This window comes from Streptomyces sp. NPDC059695 (genome assembly GCF_042733785.1).
Taxonomy (GTDB): domain Bacteria; phylum Actinomycetota; class Actinomycetes; order Streptomycetales; family Streptomycetaceae; genus Streptomyces.
Map to the genome: position 1 here is coordinate 1 of NZ_JBHWFF010000051.1, position 23,148 is coordinate 23,148.

Sequence of the window (23,148 nt, forward strand, 5' to 3'; positions counted from 1 at the left end):
GACCCGCACCACGTGCGTGCCGCACCAGGTGGTGCGGGCCAGAGCGCGGGAGCCTGGGCGCGGCACGGGGCGCCGTTCCGTTGTGCCCACCCGTTCCGCCCCAGCGGAACGATTGCCCACAACGGGGGTGGGCGCCGCCCGTCGAGGGTGGGCACCGCCCCAGCCGAACGATGGGCCACAGCGGGGCGGGCGCCGTCCCGGTGGAACGCATGCCCGCAACGCCGCGGGGCAGGGTGCCCCCATGGATTCGATCACCCGTCTCGACCTGGGTCACTTCACCCGCCCCGCCGAGGAATGCGGCGGCCCCCACGCCCGCGTGGAGCCCGTTCTCGGGTATCTCGTGTGCCACGCGGGCGTGCGGCTGCTCTTCGACTCGGGGATGGGGACCGGGTCCCCCGAGACGGACGCCCACTACCGGCCGGTCCGGCACCCGCTGCCCGTCGGGCCGGAGGACGTTGACCTCGTCGTCAACTGCCACCTGCACTTCGACCACATCGGCGGCAACCAGCTCTTCCCCGACACCCCCGTCCTCGTCCAGCGCACCGAACTCGCCCGTGCCCGTGCCGGCGGGTACACCATCGACACGCTCCTGCCCGGCGTCCGGTACGAGGAGCTCGACGGCGAGCACGAGATCGCCCCGGGCGTCCGGATCGTGCCGACTCCCGGCCACACCGAGGGCCACCAGTCGCTCGTCCTCGACCACGGTGACCGGGTCACGGTCCTCGCCGGGCAGGCGTACGACTTCGCCCACGAGTTCGGGAGCCCGTACCTCCCCTGGCTCGACCGGCTCGGCGAGCTCGCCGCGGGCCGTCCCGCGCGTGTCCTGTTCGCCCATGACCGCGACCTTTGGGAAGGTGTGCTGCCGCCGCCCCGGTAGCCTGTGCGCCCGTGACCGAAACCGTGATCTGGACCGTCGTCGCGCTGATCTTCATCGGCGTCTATCTGAGCTGGACCGCCGGGCGGCTCGACCGGCTGCACGCGCGCATCGACGCCGCCCGTGCCGCCCTGGACGCGCAGCTGCTGCGCCGGGCCTCGGTCACCCAGGAGCTCGCCACCTCCGGCGTGCTCGACCCGGCCGCCTCGATCGTGCTGTACGAGGCCGCGCACGCCGCCCGGCAGGCCGAGGAGGAACAGCGGGAGGTCGCCGAGAGCGAGCTGAGCCAGGCGCTGCGGGCGGTCTTCGGGGAGCCCGAGCAGGTGGAGCTCGTACGGGAGGCGCCCGGCGGCGAGGAGGCCGCGGGGGAGCTCGCGCAGGCCGTACGCCGCGTCCCGATGGCCCGCCGCTTCCACAACGACGCGGTCCGTGCCGCCCGGGCCCTGCGCCGCCACCGCAAGGTCCGCTGGTTCCGGCTCGCAGGCCACGCGCCCTTCCCGCTGGCCTTCGAAATGGACGACGAGCCGCCGGTGGCCCTTGCTGATCGTCCGGCCTGACCCTCTCAACCTGGGAAAACGATCCACCGAGTCCACATTGGCCCTTGATGTGGACCCCAGGTGGCCTGTTTCCTCATCTTGTCGTCAACCCCTGTTGTCACGAGTGAGGTATCCGTGTCCACCACGCCTTCCACCACCTTCCAGTCCCCCGAGACCGGCACCGCGCGCGTGAAGCGCGGCATGGCCGAGCAGCTCAAGGGCGGCGTGATCATGGACGTGGTCAACGCCGAACAGGCGAAGATCGCCGAGGACGCCGGCGCCGTGGCCGTCATGGCCCTGGAGCGGGTCCCCGCGGACATCCGCAAGGACGGCGGCGTCGCCCGCATGTCCGACCCGAACATGATCGAAGAGATCATCGGCGCGGTCTCCATCCCGGTCATGGCCAAGTCCCGCATCGGCCACTTCGTCGAGGCCCAGGTCCTGCAGTCCCTCGGTGTCGACTACATCGACGAGTCCGAGGTCCTGACCCCGGCCGACGAGGTCAACCACTCCGACAAGTGGGCCTTCACGACCCCCTTCGTCTGTGGCGCCACCAACCTGGGCGAGGCCCTGCGCCGCATCGCCGAGGGCGCGGCCATGATCCGCTCCAAGGGCGAGGCCGGCACCGGCAACGTCGTCGAGGCCGTCCGTCACCTGCGTCAGATCAAGAACGAGATCGCCAAGCTGCGCGGCTTCGACAACAACGAGCTGTTCGCCGCCGCCAAGGAGCTCCGCGCCCCGTACGAGCTCGTCAAGGAGGTCGCCGAGCTCGGCAAGCTGCCGGTCGTGCTGTTCTCCGCCGGTGGTGTCGCCACCCCGGCCGACGCCGCGCTGATGCGCCAGCTCGGCGCCGAGGGCGTCTTCGTCGGCTCCGGCATCTTCAAGTCGGGCGACCCGGCCAAGCGCGCCGCCGCCATCGTGAAGGCCACCACCTTCTACGACGACCCGAAGGTCATCGCGGACGCCTCCCGCAACCTGGGTGAGGCCATGGTCGGCATCAACTGCGACACCCTCCCCGAGTCCGAGCGCTACGCGAACCGGGGCTGGTAAGCACCCATGAGCACGCCCGTCATCGGTGTCCTGGCCCTCCAGGGCGACGTACGGGAGCACCTGATCGCCCTGGCCGCGGCGGACGCCGTGGCCAGGCCGGTCCGGCGCCCCGAAGAGCTCGCCGAGGTCGACGGCCTGGTCATCCCCGGTGGTGAGTCCACCACCATCTCCAAGCTGGCCGACCTCTTCGGCCTGATGGAGCCGCTGCGCGAGCGGATCGCGGGCGGCATGCCCGTGTACGGCACCTGCGCCGGCCTGATCATGCTCGCCGAGAAGATCCTCGACCCGCGCTCGGGCCAGGAGACCTTCGGCGGCATCGACATGATCGTCCGCCGCAACGCCTTCGGCCGGCAGAACGAGTCCTTCGAGGCGGGCGTCACCGTCGCGGGGATCGACACCCCCGTCGAGGGCGTCTTCATCCGCGCCCCGTGGGTGGAGTCCGTCGGCGCCGAGGTCGAGATCCTCGCGGAGCACGGGGGCCACATCGTCGCCGTCCGCCAGGGACGCGCCCTCGCGACCTCCTTCCACCCCGAGCTCACCGGCGACCACCGCATCCACGAGCTGTTCGTGGACATGGTGCGCGCGGAACGGTGACGCGATCCCGGTAGGATCTCTGGGGTTCGTCCAAGAAGTTGGTTACGCGAAGGAGACAGGCAGATGTCCGGCCACTCTAAATGGGCTACGACGAAGCACAAGAAGGCCGTGATCGATGCCAAGCGCGGCAAGCTCTTCGCGAAGCTGATCAAGAACATCGAGGTCGCGGCCCGAACCGGCGGCGCCGACCCCGAGGGCAACCCGACGCTCTACGACGCCATCCAGAAGGCGAAGAAGAGCTCGGTCCCGAACAAGAACATCGACTCCGCGGTCAAGCGCGGCGGCGGCCTCGAGGCCGGCGGCGTCGACTACGCCACGATCATGTACGAGGGCTACGGTCCGAACGGCGTCGCGGTGCTCATCGAGTGCCTCACCGACAACCGCAACCGCGCCGCCTCCGACGTCCGCGTCGCCATGACCCGCAACGGCGGCTCCATGGCCGACCCGGGCTCGGTCTCGTACCTGTTCAACCGCAAGGGCGTCGTCGTGCTCCCCAAGGGCGAGCTGTCCGAGGACGACGTCCTGGAGTCGGTGCTCGAGGCCGGTGCCGAGGAGGTCAACGACCTCGGCGAGTCCTTCGAGATCATCAGCGAGGCCACCGACCTGGTCGCGGTCCGTTCCGCCCTCCAGGAGGCCGGCATCGACTACGACTCGGCCGAGTCCAGCTTCGTCCCGACCATGCAGGTCGAGCTCGACGAGGACGGCGCGCGCAAGATGTTCAAGCTGATCGACGCCCTGGAGGACAGCGACGACGTGCAGAACGTCTTCGCCAACTTCGACGTCAGCGACGAGGTCATGGAGAAGGTCGACGCCTGATCGCGGACCTTCCGAGCAGCGGGGGGGGGGGGGGGGGGCGGGCGCCCCCCCGGGCGGGGGGGCGGGGAGGGGTGATGAGGCAGAGTCCTATTTTACGGAGGCTGGGGCGGGCGGGGTGCGGGGCCCGGGGGGCGCGGTGTGGCGGCCTCGGCCCGCCGGGGGGGGGCGGCGCCCCCCCCGCCCCCCCCGCTGCGTTGTCAGTGGCAGCGGATAGCCTGCACAAACAGACTTGCGATCGGCTCGCGATCACGGAGGGGGGCGGCATGCGCGTACTCGGGGTGGACCCCGGACTGACCCGGTGCGGCGTCGGTGTCGTGGAGGGCGTCGCCGGCCGGCCCCTCACCATGCTCGGCGTCGGCGTCGTGCGCACGGCCGCGGACGCCGACATCGGTGTGCGCCTCGTCGGCATCGAGCGCGGCATAGAAGAGTGGCTCGACCGCTTCTCGCCCGAACTCGTCGCCGTGGAGCGGGTGTTCAGCCAGCACAACGTGCGTACGGTGATGGGCACCGCCCAGGCCAGCGCGGTCGCCATGCTCTGCGCCTCCCGGCGCGGCATCCCCGTCGCCCTGCACACCCCCAGCGAGGTCAAGGCCGCCGTCACCGGCAGCGGCCGCGCCGACAAGGCCCAGGTCGGGGCCATGGTCACCCGGCTCCTCCGGCTCTCCGAGCCCCCGAAGCCGGCGGACGCCGCCGACGCCCTCGCCCTCGCCATCTGCCACATCTGGCGGGCCCCCGCCCAGAACCGTCTGCAACAGGCCGTCGCCCAGCACGCCGCTGCCCGGCCCGTCACCGCGCTGAAAGGCCGTACCCGATGATCGCCTTCGTGAGCGGCCCGGTCGCCGCCCTCGCCCCCACGACCGCCGTCGTCGAGGTCGGGGGAGTCGGCATGGCCGTCCAGTGCACCCCCGGCACCCTCGCCGGCCTGCGCCTCGGTGAGCACGCCCGGCTCGCCACCTCCCTCGTCGTCCGCGAGGACTCCCTCACCCTGTACGGCTTCGCCGACGACGACGAGCGGCAGGTCTTCGAGCTCCTCCAGACGGCCAGCGGCGTCGGCCCCCGCCTCGCCCAGGCCATGCTCGGGGTGCACAGCCCCGACGCGCTCCGCCTCGCCGTCTCCACCGGCGACGAGAAGGCCCTCACCGCCGTCCCCGGCATCGGCAAGAAGGGCGCGCAGAAGCTCCTCCTCGAACTGAAGGACAAGCTCGGCGCCCCGCTGGGCAGCAGCGGCCTGGTCGGCGCCCAGCGCGCCGCGGCCTCGGGACCCGCGCCGTGGACCGAGCAGCTGTCCGCCGCCCTGATCGGCCTCGGCTACGCGAGCCGCGAGGCCGAGGAAGCCGTCGGCGCCGTCACCCCGCAGGCCGAGGCCGCGATCGCCGAGACCGGCACCGCTCCCGTGCCGCAGCTGCTCCGCGCCGCTCTGCAGACCCTCAACCGGGCCCGCTGACCTCCCGTACGAAGAGGAAGACCATCACCGTGAACTGGGACGACGACAGCACCGCCGAGCCGGACGCGCGCCTCGTGGGCGCCTCCGCCGAGGGCGACGACCAGGCCGTCGAGGCGGCGCTGCGCCCCAAGGACCTCAGCGAGTTCGTCGGCCAGGAGAAGGTCCGCCAGCAGCTCGACCTCGTCCTCAAGGCCGCCCGCCAGCGCGGCGCCACCGCCGACCACGTGCTGCTCTCCGGCGCCCCCGGGCTCGGCAAGACCACCCTCTCGATGATCATCGCGGCCGAGATGAACGCGCCGATCCGCATCACCTCCGGCCCCGCCATCCAGCACGCCGGCGACCTCGCCGCGATCCTCTCCTCCCTCCAGGAGGGCGAGATCCTCTTCCTCGACGAGATCCACCGCATGTCGCGGCCCGCCGAGGAGATGCTCTACATGGCGATGGAGGACTTCCGCGTCGACGTCATCGTCGGCAAGGGCCCCGGCGCCACCGCCATCCCCCTGGAGCTCCCGCCGTTCACCCTGGTCGGCGCCACCACCCGGGCCGGACTCCTGCCGCCCCCGCTGCGCGACCGCTTCGGCTTCACGGGCCACATGGAGTTCTACGACCCGGCCGAGCTCCAGCGCGTGATCCACCGCTCCGCCGGACTCCTCGACGTCGAGATCGACCCCGCCGGCGCCGCCGAGATCGCCGGCCGCTCCCGCGGCACGCCCCGCATCGCCAACCGCCTGCTCCGCCGGGTCCGCGACTACGCCCAGGTCAGGGCCGACGGGGTGATCACCCGGGAGGTCTCCGAGGCGGCCCTCAGCGTGTACGAGGTGGACGGCCGCGGCCTCGACCGCCTCGACCGGGCCGTCCTGGAGGCCCTGCTGAAGCTCTTCGGGGGCGGCCCGGTCGGCCTGTCCACCCTCGCGGTCGCCGTGGGGGAGGAGCGCGAGACCGTCGAGGAGGTCGCGGAACCCTTCCTCGTACGCGAAGGCCTGCTGGCCCGCACACCCCGTGGTCGGGTCGCCACTCCTGCGGCATGGACCCACCTGGGACTCGTTCCGCCGCAGGCCGTGGGCCCGGCCGGGCCAGGAAGCGGACAACAGGGGCTCTTCGGGGCGTGACGGTGCGGACACTCGCCCGTACCGGAACCGGGGTGCGATGCTGGACGTTGTTCCATCGATGCGGACTCGCCTAGACTCCGCCGTTGCCGCCCTTTCTGGTCGGCGCGCCCACCCCCGAAGATCAGGCCGCGGGTTCTCCGCGACCGTGCGAAGGAAACCCGTCCCGTGAGCATCGTGACCCTCCTCCCCTTCATCGTCCTCATCGGGGCCATGTTCCTGATGACCCGCTCTGCCAAGAAGAAGCAGCAGGCGGCGGCGCAGATGCGCAACGAGATGCAGCCCGGCACCGGCGTACGGACGATCGGGGGGATGTACGCCACCGTCAAGGAGATCGGCGACGAGACCGTTCTCCTCGAGGTCGCGCCCGGCGTGCACGCGGTCTACGCCAAGAACGCGATCGGCGCGGTCCTCGAGGACTCCGAGTACAACCGGATCGTCCACGGCGACGAGGAGTCGGACTCCGACACCGTCGTCCCCGACGACGCCTCCTCGCTGACCGAGGCCGCCGAGGCCGCCGAGGCCACGGACAAGGACGCCGAGACCGTCGAGGACGCGCCGAAGGCCGACCTGACGAAGAAGTCCGACGCGGCCGAGGCCGCCGCCGAGGGTCAGAAGGACGGCAAGGCCGACGGCGAGACCGACGCGAAGTAGTCGCGGCCGGGGGCCCCGCGCACGCCCACAGGTGTGCGCGGTCCCCGGAACGGTTCCACGTCTGCGGGGGCAGGTCCCCACACACACTTCGTGGCCGTCCCACGCATACCCGGCGTGAGGCGGTTGGACAGGGAGATACGACAGGTGGCAGCACCGAAGAAGGGCCGAAGGCCGGCGGGGGGACAGAGCCGTCCGGGCCGCGCCCTGGCACTCATCCTGATCGCCATGGTCGCGCTCACCGGCGGGATGTTCTGGTCGGGGCACACCACCCCGCGCCTCGGCATCGACCTCGCCGGCGGTACGTCGATCACGCTCAAGGCGAAGGCCGAGCCCGGCCAGGAGTCGGCGGTCAACGAGACCAACATGAACACGGCGGTCGGCATCATCGAGCGCCGTGTCAACGGTCTGGGTGTCTCCGAGGCCGAGGTTCAGACGCAGGGCGCCGAGAACATCATCGTCAACATCCCTCGCGGGACGAACGAGAAGCAGGCCCGCGAGCAGGTCGGCACCACCGCCCAGCTGTACTTCCGGCCCGTTCTCGCCGTGACGAGCGGTTCGCCCCAGCCGGCGCCGAGCGCCAGCTCTTCGGGTTCGTCGAAGCCGTCCGCCACGGCCTCCACCGGCGCGACGGCCGGTGAGAAGTCGGCCACGCCGACGGCCACCGGCTCCCCGCAGGGCCGTGCGCTCACCGAGGCCCTCAAGGCCCCGAGCCCCACGCCCACCGCCTCCTCCTCCGCGAAGCCGAAGGCCACCGGGACGCCGCAGGCGACCCAGACGCCCGACGCCGCCACGGCGGCGCTGGAGAAGAAGTTCACCGCCCTGAACTGCCTCGACCCCAAGCAGCGTGCCGCCGCCGGCCAGGGAGTCAAGCCGTCCGAGCCCAGCGTGGCCTGCGGCGAGGACAACCCGGGCGTGTGGTCGAAGTACCTGCTCGGCCCGGCCGAGGTCGACGGCAAGGACGTCGACGACGCCAAGGGCATGCTCGACCCGCAGCGTGGCATGTGGATCGTCACCATGGACTTCACCGACGCCGGTTCGAAGAAGTTCCAGTCGATCACCAGCAAGCTGTCGCAGCAGGCAGACCCGCAGAACCGCTTCGCGATCGTGCTCGACGGCGAGGTCGTCTCCGCCCCCTCGGTGCGCCAGACCCTCACCGCCAGCGCTGAGATCTCGGGCAACTTCAACCAGCAGTCCGCCCAGGACCTCGGCAACGTCCTGTCCTACGGCGCCCTGCCGCTGACTTTCCAGACCCAGAGCGTCGACACCGTCACCGCCGCGCTCGGCGGGGACCAGCTGCAGGCCGGTCTCATCGCCGGTGCCATCGGTCTCGCCCTCGTCATCATCTACCTGGTCGTCTACTACCGGGGCCTGTCGCTGATCGCGATCCTCAGCCTCGGTGTCTCGGCGCTGCTCACCTACGTGCTCATGGCCCTGCTCGGCCCGGCCATCGGCTTCGCGCTGAACCTGCCGGCCGTCTGCGGAGCCATCGTCGCCATCGGTATCACCGCGGACTCGTTCATCGTGTACTTCGAGCGCATCCGCGACGAGCTCCGCGAGGGACGCACGCTCCGCCCGGCCGTCGAGCGCGCCTGGCCGCGTGCCCGCCGCACCATCCTGGTCTCCGACTTCGTGTCGTTCCTGGCCGCGGCCGTGCTGTTCATCGTCACCGTCGGCAAGGTCCAGGGCTTCGCGTTCACGCTCGGCCTGACCACCCTGCTCGACATCGTCGTGGTGTTCCTCTTCACCAAGCCGGTCATGACGCTGCTCGCCCGGACCAAGTTCTTCGGCAACGGCCACGCCTGGTCCGGCCTGGACCCGAAGCGGCTCGGCGCCCAGCCGCCGCTGCGCCGCACCCGCCGTGCCCACGCCCCCGTCGACGCGAAGGAGGCGTGAGATGTCGAAGCTCGGCGATCTCGGCGCCCGGCTCCACCGCGGTGAGGTCGGTTACGACTTCATCGGCAACCGCAAGATCTGGTATGGCCTGTCCATCCTGATCACCATCACCGCCATCGTCGCCCTGGCCGTCCGCGGCCTGAACATGGGCATCGAGTTCCAGGGCGGCGCCGTCTTCACCACCCCGAAGACGGCCGTCTCCGTCAGCCAGGCGCAGGAGTACGCGGAAGAGGCCTCCGGCCACGACGCGATCGTCCAGCAGCTCGGCAACGGCTCCCTGCGCATCCAGGTCGGCGGCCTCGACACCGCGAAGTCCGACCAGGTCCGCGAGGAGCTCGCCAAGGACCTGAACATCCCCGAGGACAAGATCGCGGCCGAGCTCGTCGGCCCCAGCTGGGGTGAGCAGATCGCCACCAAGGCCTGGACCGGCCTCGGGGTCTTCATGATCCTCGTGGTGATCTACCTGGCCATCGCCTTCGAGTGGAGAATGGCGGTCGCGGCGCTCGTCGCCCTGATCCACGACCTCACGATCACGGTGGGCATCTACTCACTGGTCGGCTTCGAGGTCACCGTGGGTACGGTCATCGGTCTGCTGACGATCCTCGGTTACTCGCTGTACGACACCGTCGTCGTCTTCGACTCCCTCAAGGAACAGACGAAGGACATCACGAAGCAGACCCGCTTCACCTACAGCGAGATGGCCAACCGCTCGATCAACGGCACCCTGGTGCGTTCGATCAACACCACCGTCGTCGCGCTGCTGCCGGTCGCCGGCCTGCTCTTCATCGGTGGCGGCGTCCTCGGCGCGGGCATGCTCAACGACATCTCGCTGTCGCTGTTCGTCGGTCTCGCCGCCGGTGCGTACTCCTCGATCTTCATCGCCACCCCGCTCGTGGCCGATCTCAAGGAGCGCGAGCCGTCGATCAAGGCGCTCAAGAAGCGCATCCTGGCCAAGCGCGCGAGCGCCGCGGCCAAGGGCGAGGCGGGGGACGAGCTGGACGACCTCGCCGAGGCCGCCGTCGTCGGCCCCCGGACGGGCCGCCGCGGTGCCCAGGAGCGCCGAGGATGACCGCCGAGGCCCAGGACGTCACCGAGCTCCTGCTCAGCCGCATCCGTGACGTACCCGACTACCCGAAGCCGGGCGTGCTGTTCAAGGACATCACGCCGCTGCTCGCGGACCCGGAGGCGTTCACGGCGCTGACCGACGCCCTCGCCGGGCTGTGCTCCGCGCACGGCGCGACGAAGATCGTCGGTCTTGAGGCGCGCGGCTTCATCCTGGCCGCCCCGGTGGCCGTCCGCGCGGGCCTGGGCTTCATCCCGGTCCGCAAGGCCGGCAAGCTCCCCGGGGCCACGCTCCGCCAGGCGTACGAGCTGGAGTACGGCACCGCCGAGATCGAGGTGCACGCCGAGGACCTGGCCGCGGGCGACCGCGTCATGGTCATCGACGACGTCCTCGCCACCGGCGGCACGGCCGAGGCCTCCATCGAGCTGATCCGCCGCGCGGGCGCCGAGGTCGCGGGCGTCGCCGTCCTCATGGAGCTCGGCTTCCTCCCGGGCCGCGCCCGCCTGGAACCGGCCCTGTCCGGCGCCCCGCTCACGGCGCTGATCACGGTCTGACCTCGCGGTTCACTTCCGAAGGGGCGCTCCGGGGAATCCCCGGGGCGCCCCTTCGCGTTGCTTCGGACGTACGTCGGGCCGCCCAGCAGTGCCCGTCCGGGAACCGTCCGAAACCCGGGCGCGTGAGCACGGGCACAGTTGGCTCGATACGATGGGCTTCCGGGCCTGACCGGGGGACCCGGAACCTCCCCCAGACTCCGTCCGGGGGGATCCGCAGAGGAGCGCTTCTTGCCAGACGAGGCCCAGTCACTCTCCGCCGCGCAGCCCGACCCGAAGGCCGAGAAGGCCGCGCCGGGGTCCGGCACGCCCCAGAACAAGCCAGCGGAGACCAGGCCCAAGCCCGCTGCGCCCGCGCCCGCCCCCGCGCCCGCCGCCCCCGAGCGGCCCGCGCCCGCCCGCTCCGGCGGCTCGTCGAACCGCGTCCGCGCCCGCCTCGCCCGGCTCGGCGTCCAGCGCTCCTCCCCGTACAACCCGGTCCTCGAACCGCTGCTGCGGATCGTCCGCTCCAACGACCCCAAGATCGAGACGGCGACGCTCCGCCAGGTCGAGCGGGCCTACCAGGTCGCCGAGCGCTGGCACCGCGGCCAGAAGCGCAAGAGCGGCGACCCGTACATCACGCACCCGCTCGCCGTCACCACCATCCTCGCCGAGCTCGGCATGGACCCGGCGACGCTGATGGCCGGGCTGCTCCACGACACCGTCGAGGACACCGAGTACGGCCTGGAGGACCTGCGCCGCGACTTCGGCGACCAGGTGACCCTGCTCGTCGACGGCGTCACCAAGCTCGACAAGGTCAGGTTCGGCGAGGCCGCCCAGGCCGAGACCGTCCGCAAGATGGTCGTCGCCATGGCCAAGGACCCGCGCGTCCTGGTCATCAAGCTCGCCGACCGCCTGCACAACATGCGCACCATGCGCTACCTCAAGCGGGAGAAGCAGGAGAAGAAGGCCCGCGAGACCCTCGAGATCTACGCGCCGCTGGCCCACCGCCTGGGCATGAACACCATCAAGTGGGAGCTGGAGGACCTCGCCTTCGCGATCCTCTACCCCAAGATGTACGACGAGATCGTCCGGCTCGTCGCCGAGCGCGCCCCCAAGCGGGACGAGTACCTCGCCATAGTGACCGACGAGGTCCAGACCGACCTGCGCGCCGCCCGCATCAAGGCGACCGTCACCGGCCGCCCCAAGCACTACTACAGCGTCTACCAGAAGATGATCGTCCGCGGCCGTGACTTCGCGGAGATCTACGACCTGGTCGGCATCCGCGTCCTCGTGGACACCGTCCGCGACTGCTACGCGGCCCTCGGCACCGTCCACGCGCGATGGAACCCGGTCCCCGGCCGGTTCAAGGACTACATCGCGATGCCGAAGTTCAACATGTACCAGTCGCTGCACACGACGGTCATCGGACCCAACGGCAAGCCCGTCGAGCTCCAGATCCGGACCTTCGACATGCACCGGCGCGCCGAGTACGGCATCGCCGCGCACTGGAAGTACAAGCAGGAGGCCGTCGCCGGTGCCTCCAAGGTCCGCGCCGACGTGCCGAAGAAGGCCGGCAAGGACGACCACCTCAACGACATGGCGTGGCTGCGCCAGCTCCTGGACTGGCAGAAGGAGACCGAGGACCCCAGCGAGTTCCTGGAGTCCCTGCGCTTCGACCTCTCGCGCAACGAGGTCTTCGTCTTCACCCCGAAGGGCGACGTCATCGCGCTGCCCGCCGGCGCCACCCCCGTCGACTTCTCGTACGCCGTCCACACCGAGGTCGGCCACCGCACGATAGGAGCGCGGGTCAACGGGCGGCTCGTGCCGCTCGAATCGACCCTCGACAACGGCGACCTGGTCGAGGTCTTCACCTCCAAGGCCGCCGGCGCCGGGCCCTCCCGCGACTGGCTGGGCTTCGTCAAGTCCCCGCGCGCCCGGAACAAGATCCGCGCCTGGTTCTCCAAGGAGCGCCGAGACGAGGCCATCGAGCAGGGCAAGGACGCCATCGCGCGGGCCATGCGCAAGCAGAACCTGCCGATCCAGCGGATCCTGACCGGCGACTCCCTCGTCACCCTCGCCCACGAGATGCGCTACAGCGACATCTCCTCGCTGTACGCGGCGATCGGCGAGGGCCACGTCACGGCCCAGTCGATCGTGCAGAAGCTGGTCCAGGCGCTCGGCGGCGAGGAGGCCGCCACCGAGGACATCGACGAGACGGCGCCGCCGACCCGAGGCCGCTCCAAGCGGCGCTCCAGCACCGACCCCGGTGTCGTCGTCAAGGGCGTCGAGGACGTCTGGGTGAAACTGGCCCGCTGCTGCACGCCCGTGCCCGGCGACCCGATCATCGGGTTCGTCACGCGGGGCAGCGGCGTGTCGGTCCACCGCAGCGACTGCGTCAACGTGGAGTCGCTGTCCCGGGAGCCGGAGCGGATCCTGGAGGTCGAGTGGGCCCCGACCCAGTCCTCGGTCTTCCTGGTCGCCATCCAGGTCGAGGCGCTGGACCGCTCCCGGCTCCTCTCCGACGTCACCCGGGTCCTCTCGGACCAGCACGTCAACATCCTGTCGGCGGCCGTCCAGACCTCCCGCGACCGGGTGGCGACCTCGCGCTTCACCTTCGAGATGGGCGACCCGAAGCACCTGGGCCACGTCCTGAAGGCCGTGCGGGGCGTGGAGGGCGTGTACGACGTCTACCGTGTGACCTCGGCCCGCAGGCCTTAGCCGGCGCGCACGAGGAAGGCCCCCGGCACCGTGCCGGGGGCCTTCCTCGTGTGCGACGGTGTCAGCCGCCGAACTCCTCCAGGCCCTTCAGGGCCTGGTCGAGCAGGGCCTGGCGGCCCTCCAGCTCGCGGGCGAGCTTGTCGGCCTTGGCGTCGTTGCCGGCGGCGCGGGCGGCGTCGATCTGCTTGCGCAGCTTCTCGACGGCGTCCTGGAGCTGACCGGTCAGACCCGCGGCACGCGCACGCGCCTCCGGGTTCGTCCGGCGCCACTCGGCCTCCTCGGACTCCTGGATCGCCCGCTCCACCGCGTGCATCCGGCCCTCGACCTTGGGACGGGCGTCACGCGGGACGTGGCCGATGGCCTCCCAGCGCTCGTTGAGGGAGCGGAAGGCCGCGCGCGCCGCCTTCAGGTCCGTCACCGGCACCAGCTTCTCGGCCTCGGTCGCGAGCTCCTCCTTCAGCTTGAGGTTCTCGGTCTGCTCCGCGTCCCGCTCGGCGAAGACCTCGCCGCGCGCCGCGAAGAAGACGTCCTGGGCGCCGCGGAAGCGGTTCCACAGGTCGTCCTCGTGCTCGCGCTGGGCGCGGCCGGCCGCCTTCCAGTCCGCCATCAGCTCGCGGTAGCGGGCCGCGGTGTTGCCCCAGTCGGTGGAGTTCGACAGCGACTCCGCCTCGGCGACCAGGCGCTCCTTCGCCTTGCGGGCGTCCTCACGCTGGGCGTCGAGCGACGCGAAGTGGGCCTTGCGGCGCTTCGAGAACGCCGAGCGGGCGTGCGAGAAGCGGTGCCACAGCTCGTCGTCGGACTTGCGGTCGAGCCGGGGGAGGCCCTTCCAGGTGTCCACCAGCGCCCGCAGCCGCTCGCCCGCGGAACGCCACTGCTCGCTCTGGGCCAGCTCCTCGGCCTCGGTGACCAGCTTCTCCTTGGCGGAGCGCGCCTCGTCGGTCTGCTTGGCCTTCTGGGCCTTGCGCTCCTCGCGGCGCGAGTCGACCGACTCGACGAGCTTGTCCAGGCGGGTCGCGAGCGCGGCCAGGTCACCGACGGCGTGGTGCTCGTCGACCTGATGCCGGATGTGCTCGATCGCCGCGGTGGCGTCCTTCGCCGAGAGGTCGGTGGTCCTCACCCGCTTCTCGAGGAGGCCGATCTCGACCACCAGGCCCTCGTACTTGCGCTCGAAGTAGGCCAGGGCCTCCTCAGGGGTGCCGGCCTGCCACGATCCGACGACCTTCTCGCCCTCGGCCGTCCGCACGTACACGGTGCCCGTCTCGTCGACGCGGCCCCACGGGTCGCTGCTCACAGCGCCTCCTCACCATGATGCCGTCGCGGGGTCGTACCCCACGGGCATCGTCCACAGTTTCCCGGCGGGCCTCGCCCGCCTTCCGCAGCGCGGCCGACGGCCCACGCTGCACAACGCCAATCTAGGCGAACCGCGGCCCGGCTGTCCGCACTCAGCGCGACCGAGATTCGACGGTCACGCGCGCGTGCGGACGCGCGGGCTCACTTCTTCGCGACGGTCGCCTTCTCGACGGTGACGGGCTTCTTCGGGGCGCCGTCCGTGGCACCGCCCTCGACGCCCTCCTTCGCCACGTCCTGGACCGCCTTGAGGCCGGCCGCGTCGATCGTCCCGAAGGGGGTGTAGCTCGGCGGCAGCTTGGTGTCCTTGTAGACGAGGAAGAACTGGGAGCCGCCCGTGCCGGGCTGCCCGGTGTTGGCCATGGCGACGGTGCCGGCCGGGAAGGTCACCGTGCCGTCCGCGCCCGCCTTGCCGAGGGCGGTCAGGTTCTCGTCGGGGATCGTGTAGCCGGGGCCGCCGGTGCCGTCGCCCTTGGGGTCGCCGCACTGGAGCACGTAGATGCCCTGGGTCGTGAGGCGGTGGCACTTGGTCCCGTCGAAGTACTTCTTGTCGGCGAGGTGCTTGAAGGAGTTCACCGTGTGCGGCGTCTTCGCCGCGTCCATGGTGATCGTGATCTCGCCCTCGTTCGTCTTCAGCGCCATCGCGTACGTGGCCTTCCGGTCCACGGTCAGCTTCGGCTCGGGGCCCTTCGACTCGCTCTCCGTGGGCGCGGGGGTGCTGGGCGTGCCCGTCGGGTCGCCCGCCGCGTCGGACGAGCCCTTCGAGGAGTCGTCCGTCAGTGCCACGGAGGCGTACACGGCGCCGCCCGCCGCCAGCACCACCGCGAGCGCGGACGCGATGACGGTGTTGCGGCGCTTCGTCTTGCGCCGGGACTCCTCCCGCCGCTGCTGCTGCCGCGCGTACTTCTCCCTGGCAAGCTGCCGCCGCCGCTGATCGCTGGTGACCACCGGGTCCGCTCCTTGTCGCTCGTCTGTTCCTGTCCTGGCCGGGTGTGCCCGTACCGTATACGGGTTGGCTGTGGAACCGGCACCGCCGGTAGGCTCTGATCTGCCGCATTCCGTGATTCCGCGCCTCCGTGCCGGACGACATCTAAGGACGAACGTGCTGATTGCCGGGTTCCCCGCCGGGGCCTGGGGGACCAACTGCTATCTGGTCGCCCCCGCCGCAGGCGAGGAGTGCGTGATCATCGACCCGGGCCACCAGGCCGCCCAGGGTGTCGAGGAGACGCTGAAGAAGCATCGGCTCAAGCCCGTCGCCGTCGTCCTCACCCATGGACACATCGACCACGTCGCCTCGGTCGTTCCGGTGTGCGGCGCCCATGACGTCCCCGCGTGGATCCACCCGTCCGACCGCTACATGATGAGCGACCCGGAGAAGGCCCTCGGCCGCTCCATCGGGATGCCCCTCATGGGCGAGCTGACCGTGGGAGAGCCCGACGACGTGCGCGAGCTCACCGACGGCGCCGAGCTGAAGCTCGCCGGTCTCGACTTCTCCGTCGCCCACGCGCCCGGTCATACCAAGGGGTCGGTGACCTTCCGGATGCCCGAGACCACGGAGATCCCCTCCGTGTTCTTCTCCGGGGATCTGCTGTTCGCCGGCTCCATCGGACGCACCGACCTTCCCGGCGGTGACATGGACGAGATGCTCGCGTCGCTGGCCCGCGTGTGCCTGCCGCTCGACAACTCGACCGTGGTCCTGTCGGGACACGGTCCCCAGACGACCATCGGCCAGGAGCGCGCCACGAACCCCTATCTGCGGGACGTGGCAGCCGGCCTCGGGAGCACGGACGCTCCCCGACGAGGAATGTGACGACCCACGTGAGCACCTTCAAGGCCCCCAAGGGCACGTACGACCTGATCCCGCCCTACTCCGCCCAGTACCTGGCGGTCCGGGACGCGATCTCCGGACCGCTGCGCAAGTCCGGCTACGGCTACGTCGAGACCCCCGGCTTCGAGGACGTGAACCTCTTCGCCCGCGGCGTCGGCGAGTCCACCGACATCGTCAGCAAGGAGATGTACGCCTTCGAGACCAAGGGCGGCGACAAGCTCGCCCTGCGTCCCGAGGGCACCGCCTCCGTGCTGCGCGCCGCCCTGGAGGCGAACCTCCACAAGCAGGGCAACCTGCCGGTCAAGCTCTGGTACTCCGGCTCCTACTACCGTTACGAGCGCCCGCAGAAGGGCCGGTACAGGCACTTCTCGCAGGTCGGCGCCGAGGCCATCGGCGCCGAGGACCCGGCGCTCGACGCCGAGCTGATCATCCTGGCCGACGAGGCCTACCGCTCGCTCGGCCTGCGGAACTTCCGGATCCTGCTGAACTCGCTCGGCGACAAGGAGTGCCGCCCCGTCTACCGGGAGGCCCTCCAGACCTTCCTGCGGGGTCTGGACCTCGACGAGGACACCCTGCGCCGCGCCGAGATCAACCCGCTGCGCGTCCTCGACGACAAGCGCGAGGCCGTGCAGAAGCAGCTGGCCGACGCGCCGCTCCTGCGCGACTACCTGTGCGACGCGTGCAAGGCGTACCACGAGGAGGTGCGCGCCCTGATCACCGCGGCGGGCGTCGTCTTCGAGGACGACCCCAAGCTGGTCCGCGGCCTCGACTACTACACCCGCACCACCTTCGAGTTCGTCCACGGCGGTCTCGGCTCGCAGTCGGCGGTCGGCGGCGGCGGCCGCTACGACGGCCTCTCCGAGATGATCGGCGGCCCCGCGCTGCCGTCGGTGGGCTGGGCCCTCGGCGTGGACCGCACGGTCCTCGCCCTGGAGGCGGAGGGCGTCGAGCTCGACATCCCCGCCGCCACCAGCGTCTTCGCCGTCGCCATCGGCGAGGAGGCCCGCCGCCTCCTCTTCGGCAAGGTCACCGAGCTGCGCAGGGCCGGGGTCGCCGCCGACTTCTCCTTCGGCGGCAAGGGCCTCAAGGGCGCCATGAAGGACGCCAACCGCTCGGGCGCGCGCCTCGCCGTCGTCGCCGGTGAGCGCGACCTCGCCGAGGGCGTCGTCCAGCTCAAGGACATGGAGTCCGGCGAGCAGCAGGCCGTCACCCTGGACGCCCTCGTGGACGCCGTACGCGCCAAGCTGGCCTGATCCGCCGTACGGAAGGGCCCGGACCGCACCCCGGTCCGGGCCCTTCCTTATCTCCCGCGAACGGCCGGACGGCAGGTCGGTGTTGCAGAATGACCCTGCCCACAAGGCCGGTCGAGCGAGGGAAAAGGTGACATGGCGAAGGCAGCGGTGGACGAGGTCGGCTCCGGCCGGGACGGCGGCGGCACGATCGGGGCGAGCCGGGCCTTCTCCTGGCTCCTCGTGATCACCGGAGCGGCCGGACTGCTCGCCGCCTGGGTCATCACCATCGACAAGTTCAAGCTCCTGGAGGACCCCACCTTCACCCCGGGGTGCAGCCTCAACCCGATCGTCTCCTGCGGCAACATCATGAAGAGCGAGCAGGCCTCGGTCTTCGGCTTCCCGAACCCGATGCTCGGCCTCGTCACCTACGCCATGGTGATCGCGATCGGCGTCGGCCTGCTCGCCGGAGCCCGCTACCGCCGCTGGTACTGGCTCGGCCTCAACGCCGGCACCCTCTTCGGAGTCGGCTTCTGCACCTGGCTGATGTACCAGTCGCTGTACGAGATCAACTCGCTCTGCCTCTGGTGCTGCCTCGCCTGGGTCGCCACCATCGTCATGTTCTGGTACGTGACCTCGCACAACGTCCGCCTCGGCGTGATTCCCGCCCCCGCCGGCCTGAAGACCTTCTTCGACGAGTTCACCTGGATCCTGCCGGTCCTCCACATCGGGATCATCGGCATGCTGATCCTGACCCGCTGGTGGGACTTCTGGACCAGCTGACGGAAGCCGGACTGTCGGTGCGGTGACCTAGGCTTCATCACTGTGGAGCCCGACCTCTTTACCGCAGCAGCCGAAGACCGCCAGGAGAAGGACCCGTCCAGCAGCCCGCTGGCCGTCCGGATGCGCCCCCGCACCCTCGACGAGGTGGTGGGCCAGCAGCACCTGCTCAAGCCGGGCTCGCCGCTGCGCCGGCTCGTGGGGGACGGGGACGGCGGCCCCGCCGGCGCCTCCTCGGTGATCCTCTGGGGCCCGCCGGGGATCGGGAAGACGACCCTGGCGTACGTCGTCTCGAAGGCCACGAACAAGCGCTTCGTGGAACTGTCCGCGATCACCGCGGGCGTCAAGGAGGTCCGGGCCGTCATCGACGGCGCCCGGCGCGCGGTCGGCGGCTTCGGCAAGGAGACCGTCCTCTTCCTCGACGAGATCCACCGCTTCTCCAAGGCCCAGCAGGACTCGCTCCTGCCGGCCGTCGAGAACCGCTGGGTCACGCTGATCGCCGCCACCACCGAGAACCCGTACTTCTCCGTGATCTCCCCGCTCCTCTCCCGCTCGCTGCTCCTCACGCTGGAGCCGCTGACCGACGAGGACCTCAAGGGCCTGATGGCCCGGGCGCTCACCGGCGAGCGGGGGCTCGGCGGGGCCGTGACCCTGCCCGGGGACGCCGAGGCGCACCTCCTGCGCGTCGCGGGCGGCGACGCCCGGCGGGCCCTGACCGCCCTGGAGGCGGCAGCGGGCGCGGCGATCGCCAAGGGCGAGCCGGAGATCACCCTCCAGACCGTCGAGGAGACCGTTGACCGCGCGGCCGTGACGTACGACCGGGACGGCGACCAGCACTACGACGTGGCCAGCGCGCTCATCAAGTCGATCCGCGGCTCGGACGTGGACGCGGCCCTGCACTACCTGGCACGGATGATCGAGGCGGGGGAGGACCCGCGCTTCATCGCCCGCCGCCTGATGATCTCCGCGAGCGAGGACATCGGCCTCGCCGACCCCCACGCGCTGCCGATCGCGGTCGCCGCCGCCCAGGCCGTCGCCATGATCGGCTTCCCCGAGGCGGCCCTCACCCTGAGCCACGCGACCATCGCCCTGGCACTGGCCCCCAAGTCGAACGCGGCGACGACCGCGATCGGCGCGGCCCTCGCCGACGTCCGGGGTGGCCTCGCGGGCTCGGTTCCGCCGCATCTGCGCGACGGCCACTACAAGGGCGCGGCCAAGCTCGGCCACGCCCAGGGGTACGTGTACCCCCACGACGTACCGGGCGGCATCGCGGCCCAGCAGTACGCCCCGGACACGATCCACGGCCGCCGGTACTACGAGCCCACGCGGTACGGGGCGGAGGCGAGGTACGCGGACGTGGTGGAGCGCGTCCGGGCCCGCCTGAAGGGCGCCGAGTAGACCCGGCCGTGCGAGCGCGCCCTCCGGACCCGGTACACTGGTCCGGATTGCTGCGTCCCGTGTCCGGCCCCGGTCGGCACACCAGAACGGGACAGTCAGCCGGAGACCCGGCCCCCGGGCGGGGTTTCCAGGAGCGTCGCGCACCTTCGAAGGTGTCGCGGGCCACCCATCACCACCCGGATTCCCGGGAGCGGCGGTGGGTCGTTCGCGTGCTGCACGTATGTGCCCAGACTGGGAGCGGCTGCCCGGCAGGTCCGTCCCGTACGGACCCGGTGGGTTTCCCGGCTGCGGATGCGACCTCCCCTAACCCTGGTGAAGCCGTTTTCGTATCAATGAGAGAGGTTGGTTCATGCCGAACCAGTCCCGTCCCAAGGTCAAGAAGTCGCGTGCCCTCGGCATCGCGCTGACCCCCAAGGCCGTCAAGTACTTCGAGGCCCGCCCCTACCCGCCGGGCGAGCACGGCCGTGGCCGCAAGCAGAACTCGGACTACAAGGTCCGTCTGCTCGAGAAGCAGCGTCTGCGCGCCCAGTACGACATCAGCGAGCGCCAGATGGCGCGTGCCTACGACCGCGCCAAGAAGGCCGAGGGCAAGACGGGCGAGGCGCTGGTCGTCGAGCTCGAGCGTCGCCTCGACGCCCTGGTCCTGCGTTCGGGCATCGCCCGCACCATCTACCAGGCCCGCCAGATGGTCGTGCACGGTCACATCCAGGTCAACGGTGGCAAGGTCGACAAGCCGTCGTTCCGCGTCCGTCCCGACGACGTCGTGATGGTCCGCGAGCGCAGCCGCACCAAGCCGCTGTTCGAGATGGCCCGCGAGGGTGGCTTCGCCGCCGACGGCGAGACCCCGCGCTACCTGCAGGTCAACCTGAAGGCCCTGGCCTTCCGCCTCGACCGCGACCCGAACCGCAAGGAAATCCCGGTCATCTGCGACGAGCAGCTGGTCGTCGAGTACTACGCCCGCTGATCCCGGCACGGCAGTAGTACCGCACCCGCGGTCTCAGCCCGCCGCCTCCCCGCCCTTGCCGGTGGGGGAGCCGGCGGGCTTCCGCGTTCCCGGGAGCCGCGCCGACCCGGCCGTACGGAACGGGCGCGGGGCCGCCGCGTCCGCCTCACCGCCCGCGGCCGCGTCCCCCCGACCGGCGAGCGCCCGCTCCACGACCGCGTCGAGCGGAAGGCCCCGGCCCTCCCGGACCGCGACGCCGAAGGCCTCCTCGCCCAGGGCCTCCTCCGCCCGCCGCTCGCACAGCGCCCTCGGCCCGTCGAAGGCCTCCGAGCCGAAGAGCCGGACGCCCACCGTGTCCCACACGGGGACGACGGCCCCCTGGAGCACCGCCGCCTCCGCCGGGTCCCCCTCGCTGACCGTCACGAGCGCGAGCAGCTCGATCGCCAGGACGAGACCGACCAGGTCCCGGAAGGCGTGGTTGATCGACACGCACTCGGTGAGCAGCTCCCGCGCCTCCCCGTACGCGTCCCGCGTCCACGCCGAGTACGCCAGGACGTAGAGGGCGTAGGCCCGGGTCCAGAGCTCTCCGCGCTCCTCGCAGATCTCCCGGACCTCCCGGCAGATCGCGACGGCTCCCTCCAGGTCCCCCCGGAAGGCCCGCGCCATCGCCACCTCGACCCGGCCCATCAGCACGTTGCTGTTCAGCTCGCCGAGCTCTCGGTAGGAGTCGAGCGCACGCCCGATCAGCGCCTCGGCCCGCGGCAGATCGTCCGAGAGCAGCGCCAGGCAGCCCAGGCGGTGCGTCGCGTACGCCTCCGCCAGCGCGTTCCGCGAGGTGCGGGCCCGCTCCCCGCACTCGTGGAGCGCCGCCACCGCCGCCGTGCCGTCGCCCTGCAGGACCGCCACGTACCCGAGCACCCACAGCGCCTTGAGCCGCGCCTCCTCGTGCCCGGACTCCAGCGCGACCGCCCGCTCCAGCCAGTGGCGGCCCTCCGAGAGGCGCCCGCAGCCGACCCAGGCGAACCACAGCGTGCCCGCCAGGTGCTGGGCGAGGTGGGCGTCGTCAGGGAGTTCGAGGCACAGGTCGAGCGCCGCCCGCAGATTGGGCAGCGCCGCGTCCGTGCGGGCCGCGACCTCCGGCTGGCGGGGGCTGAACCACTCCAGCTCGCACCAGGTGGCGAGCCCCATGTACCAGTCGCGGTGCCGCCGCCGCATCCGCTCCGTGTCCCCGAGCGCCGCCAGCCACTCCGCCCCGTACGCGGCAACCGTGTCCAGGAGCCGGTAGGCGGGACCCGCCGGGGTGTCCTCCCGCGACACGAGGGACTGCGCGAGCAGGCCCCCGAGGTGGTCGAGGACCCGCTCCGGCGGCAGCTCCCGGCTCCCGCACACGTACTCCACCGCCTCCAGGTCGAAGGGGCCGGCGAAGACCGAGAGCCGGGCCCAGAGGAGCCGCTCCTCCGGGGTGCACAGCTCGTGGCTCCAGCCGATCGCGGTGCGCAGCGTCCGGTGGCGGGGGAGCGCCCCGCGCTCGCCGTCCGCCAGCAGCCGGAAGCGGTCGTCCAGACGGTGCAGCATCTGCTCCACGGAGAGGAGCGGAAGACGGCCGGCCGCCAGTTCGAGGGCGAGCGGGATGCCGTCGAGCCGCCGGCACAGCTCCCGTACCGCCTCGGCACCGGGCTCCGGGGCCAGGACCGTCCCCGTCCTCGCGACGAGCGATGCCGCCGGGGCCGTCGGCACCACCGGCGCGCCCGCCTCCGCCGCCCGTTCGGCGAGCAGCGCCACCGCGTCCGCCTCGTCCATCGGAGCCAGCGGGAACACCGCCTCGCCCGCCACCCGCAGGGGCCTGCGGCCCACCGCCAGCACGGTGAGCCCGGGCGCGTGGGCGAGGAGCTCCCGCAGCAGCGGCGCACAGCTCTCCACCAGGTGCTCGAAACCGTCCACCACCAGCAGCATCCGCCGCTCCGCGAGGTGCTCGACCAGCACCTCGCGCGGGGGCCTCGGCGTGTGGTCGGTCAGGCCGAGCGCCTCGACCAGGGCGTACGCGACCAGGTCGGGGTCGCGCAGCGGCGCGAGCGCGGCCAGCCGGACCCCTTCGCCGTAGCGTTTCTGCGCCTCCGCGGCAGCCCGCAGCGCCAGTCGTGTCTTGCCGACCCCGCCGACCCCCACGACCGTGACCAGGCGGGACGCCTCCAGGAGCGCCGTCAGCGCGGCCTGCTCGGCGGTCCGTCCGACGAACCGGTTCAGCTCCGCCGGGAGATTGCTCCGTCGCATGGGACACGGAGCGTACTCACCCGCACGCGCTCCGTACAATCGGCTTCCCGTGACTCCCGCCCCACGGGCCG

At 71.5% G+C, this 23,148-nt stretch carries 21 protein-coding genes; 18 read left to right on the forward strand and 3 right to left on the reverse strand.

Translation table 11 applies throughout. From position 1 onward, the window contains the following. Positions 1-241: 241 nt before the first annotated feature. From ACFV2S_RS35540 to ACFV2S_RS35600, 13 genes are all read left to right on the forward strand, one after another. Positions 242-877 carry an MBL fold metallo-hydrolase gene (locus tag ACFV2S_RS35540; RefSeq protein WP_385569484.1) on the forward strand — a complete coding sequence of 212 codons (636 nt, stop codon included), beginning with the start codon at positions 242-244 and terminating at the stop codon, positions 875-877. 11 nt (positions 878-888) lie between these two features. Continuing rightward, positions 889-1,431, forward strand: a complete 543-nt coding sequence (locus ACFV2S_RS35545; RefSeq protein ID WP_383801737.1) for a hypothetical protein — start codon at positions 889-891, stop codon at positions 1,429-1,431. A gap of 114 nt (positions 1,432-1,545) precedes the next feature. Beyond that, positions 1,546-2,460, forward strand: a complete 915-nt coding sequence (gene pdxS / locus ACFV2S_RS35550; RefSeq protein WP_189804419.1) for a pyridoxal 5'-phosphate synthase lyase subunit PdxS — start codon at positions 1,546-1,548, stop codon at positions 2,458-2,460. A gap of 6 nt (positions 2,461-2,466) precedes the next feature. After that, a complete protein-coding gene (gene pdxT / locus ACFV2S_RS35555; RefSeq protein WP_383801734.1) occupies positions 2,467-3,054 on the forward strand; it encodes a pyridoxal 5'-phosphate synthase glutaminase subunit PdxT in 588 nt (195 codons plus the stop codon). Positions 3,055-3,117: 63 nt separating this feature from the next. Next, positions 3,118-3,870 (forward strand): YebC/PmpR family DNA-binding transcriptional regulator, encoded by a 753-nt coding sequence (locus tag ACFV2S_RS35560; protein WP_382866913.1) that lies wholly within the window; start codon positions 3,118-3,120, stop codon positions 3,868-3,870. A 263-nt stretch (positions 3,871-4,133) separates the two neighbouring features. After that, positions 4,134-4,685 (forward strand): crossover junction endodeoxyribonuclease RuvC, encoded by a 552-nt coding sequence (gene ruvC, locus ACFV2S_RS35565; protein WP_383789583.1) that lies wholly within the window; start codon positions 4,134-4,136, stop codon positions 4,683-4,685. After that, complete coding sequence (ruvA, locus tag ACFV2S_RS35570; protein WP_383789586.1) at positions 4,682-5,314, forward strand: Holliday junction branch migration protein RuvA; 633 nt, start codon at positions 4,682-4,684, stop codon at positions 5,312-5,314. Before ruvC ends, ruvA begins: the two co-directional genes overlap by 4 nt. Before the next feature lie 29 nt (positions 5,315-5,343). Further along, positions 5,344-6,423 carry a Holliday junction branch migration DNA helicase RuvB gene (gene ruvB / locus ACFV2S_RS35575; RefSeq protein ID WP_383789588.1) on the forward strand — a complete coding sequence of 360 codons (1,080 nt, stop codon included), beginning with the start codon at positions 5,344-5,346 and terminating at the stop codon, positions 6,421-6,423. 165 nt (positions 6,424-6,588) lie between these two features. Continuing rightward, on the forward strand, positions 6,589-7,074 hold the full coding sequence (gene yajC, locus ACFV2S_RS35580; RefSeq protein ID WP_385569497.1) for a preprotein translocase subunit YajC: 486 nt from the start codon (positions 6,589-6,591) through the stop codon (positions 7,072-7,074). Between the two features lie 144 nt (positions 7,075-7,218). Next, on the forward strand, positions 7,219-8,967 hold the full coding sequence (gene secD, locus ACFV2S_RS35585) for a protein translocase subunit SecD (RefSeq protein WP_385569500.1): 1,749 nt from the start codon (positions 7,219-7,221) through the stop codon (positions 8,965-8,967). A 1-nt stretch (position 8,968) separates the two neighbouring features. Further along, the gene (gene secF / locus ACFV2S_RS35590) at positions 8,969-10,036 is read left to right on the forward strand and encodes a protein translocase subunit SecF (RefSeq protein ID WP_385569503.1); all 1,068 of its coding nucleotides are present in this window, start codon (positions 8,969-8,971) and stop codon (positions 10,034-10,036) included. Then, positions 10,033-10,584, forward strand: coding sequence for an adenine phosphoribosyltransferase (locus ACFV2S_RS35595; RefSeq protein WP_385569506.1), 552 nt, complete (start codon positions 10,033-10,035; stop codon positions 10,582-10,584). Before secF ends, ACFV2S_RS35595 begins: the two co-directional genes overlap by 4 nt. A 228-nt stretch (positions 10,585-10,812) precedes the next feature. Then, complete coding sequence (locus ACFV2S_RS35600; protein ID WP_385569511.1) at positions 10,813-13,281, forward strand: RelA/SpoT family protein; 2,469 nt, start codon at positions 10,813-10,815, stop codon at positions 13,279-13,281. A 61-nt stretch (positions 13,282-13,342) separates the two neighbouring features. Here the strand turns inward: ACFV2S_RS35600 and ACFV2S_RS35605 are convergent, their stop codons facing one another. Together ACFV2S_RS35605 and ACFV2S_RS35610 are read right to left on the reverse strand one after the other, a co-directional pair. After that, the gene (locus ACFV2S_RS35605) at positions 13,343-14,572 is read right to left on the reverse strand and encodes a DUF349 domain-containing protein (RefSeq protein ID WP_383789607.1); all 1,230 of its coding nucleotides are present in this window, start codon (positions 14,570-14,572) and stop codon (positions 13,343-13,345) included. Positions 14,573-14,772: 200 nt separating this feature from the next. After that, complete coding sequence (locus tag ACFV2S_RS35610; protein ID WP_385569520.1) at positions 14,773-15,576, reverse strand: peptidylprolyl isomerase; 804 nt, start codon at positions 15,574-15,576, stop codon at positions 14,773-14,775. 154 nt (positions 15,577-15,730) lie between these two features. Here ACFV2S_RS35610 and ACFV2S_RS35615 point away from each other — a divergent pair, with 154 nt between their 5' ends. The 5 genes from ACFV2S_RS35615 (at position 15,731) to rpsD (ending at position 20,827) form a co-directional block, all read left to right on the forward strand. Continuing rightward, the gene (locus ACFV2S_RS35615; RefSeq protein WP_030316256.1) at positions 15,731-16,438 is read left to right on the forward strand and encodes an MBL fold metallo-hydrolase; all 708 of its coding nucleotides are present in this window, start codon (positions 15,731-15,733) and stop codon (positions 16,436-16,438) included. Positions 16,439-16,446: 8 nt separating this feature from the next. Continuing rightward, the gene (hisS, locus tag ACFV2S_RS35620) at positions 16,447-17,709 is read left to right on the forward strand and encodes a histidine--tRNA ligase (protein ID WP_383789613.1); all 1,263 of its coding nucleotides are present in this window, start codon (positions 16,447-16,449) and stop codon (positions 17,707-17,709) included. 132 nt (positions 17,710-17,841) lie between these two features. After that, positions 17,842-18,468, forward strand: coding sequence for a vitamin K epoxide reductase family protein (locus ACFV2S_RS35625; RefSeq protein ID WP_383789616.1), 627 nt, complete (start codon positions 17,842-17,844; stop codon positions 18,466-18,468). Positions 18,469-18,510: 42 nt separating this feature from the next. Continuing rightward, positions 18,511-19,863, forward strand: a complete 1,353-nt coding sequence (locus tag ACFV2S_RS35630; protein ID WP_383789619.1) for a replication-associated recombination protein A — start codon at positions 18,511-18,513, stop codon at positions 19,861-19,863. Positions 19,864-20,212: 349 nt separating this feature from the next. After that, positions 20,213-20,827, forward strand: coding sequence for a 30S ribosomal protein S4 (rpsD, locus tag ACFV2S_RS35635; protein WP_015032311.1), 615 nt, complete (start codon positions 20,213-20,215; stop codon positions 20,825-20,827). 33 nt (positions 20,828-20,860) lie between these two features. Here rpsD and ACFV2S_RS35640 read toward each other — a convergent pair whose 3' ends face one another. Next, positions 20,861-23,077: an ATP-binding protein gene (locus ACFV2S_RS35640; RefSeq protein ID WP_385569533.1), complete on the reverse strand. Its 2,217-nt coding sequence runs from the start codon at positions 23,075-23,077 to the stop codon at positions 20,861-20,863. Positions 23,078-23,148: the final 71 nt, after the last annotated feature.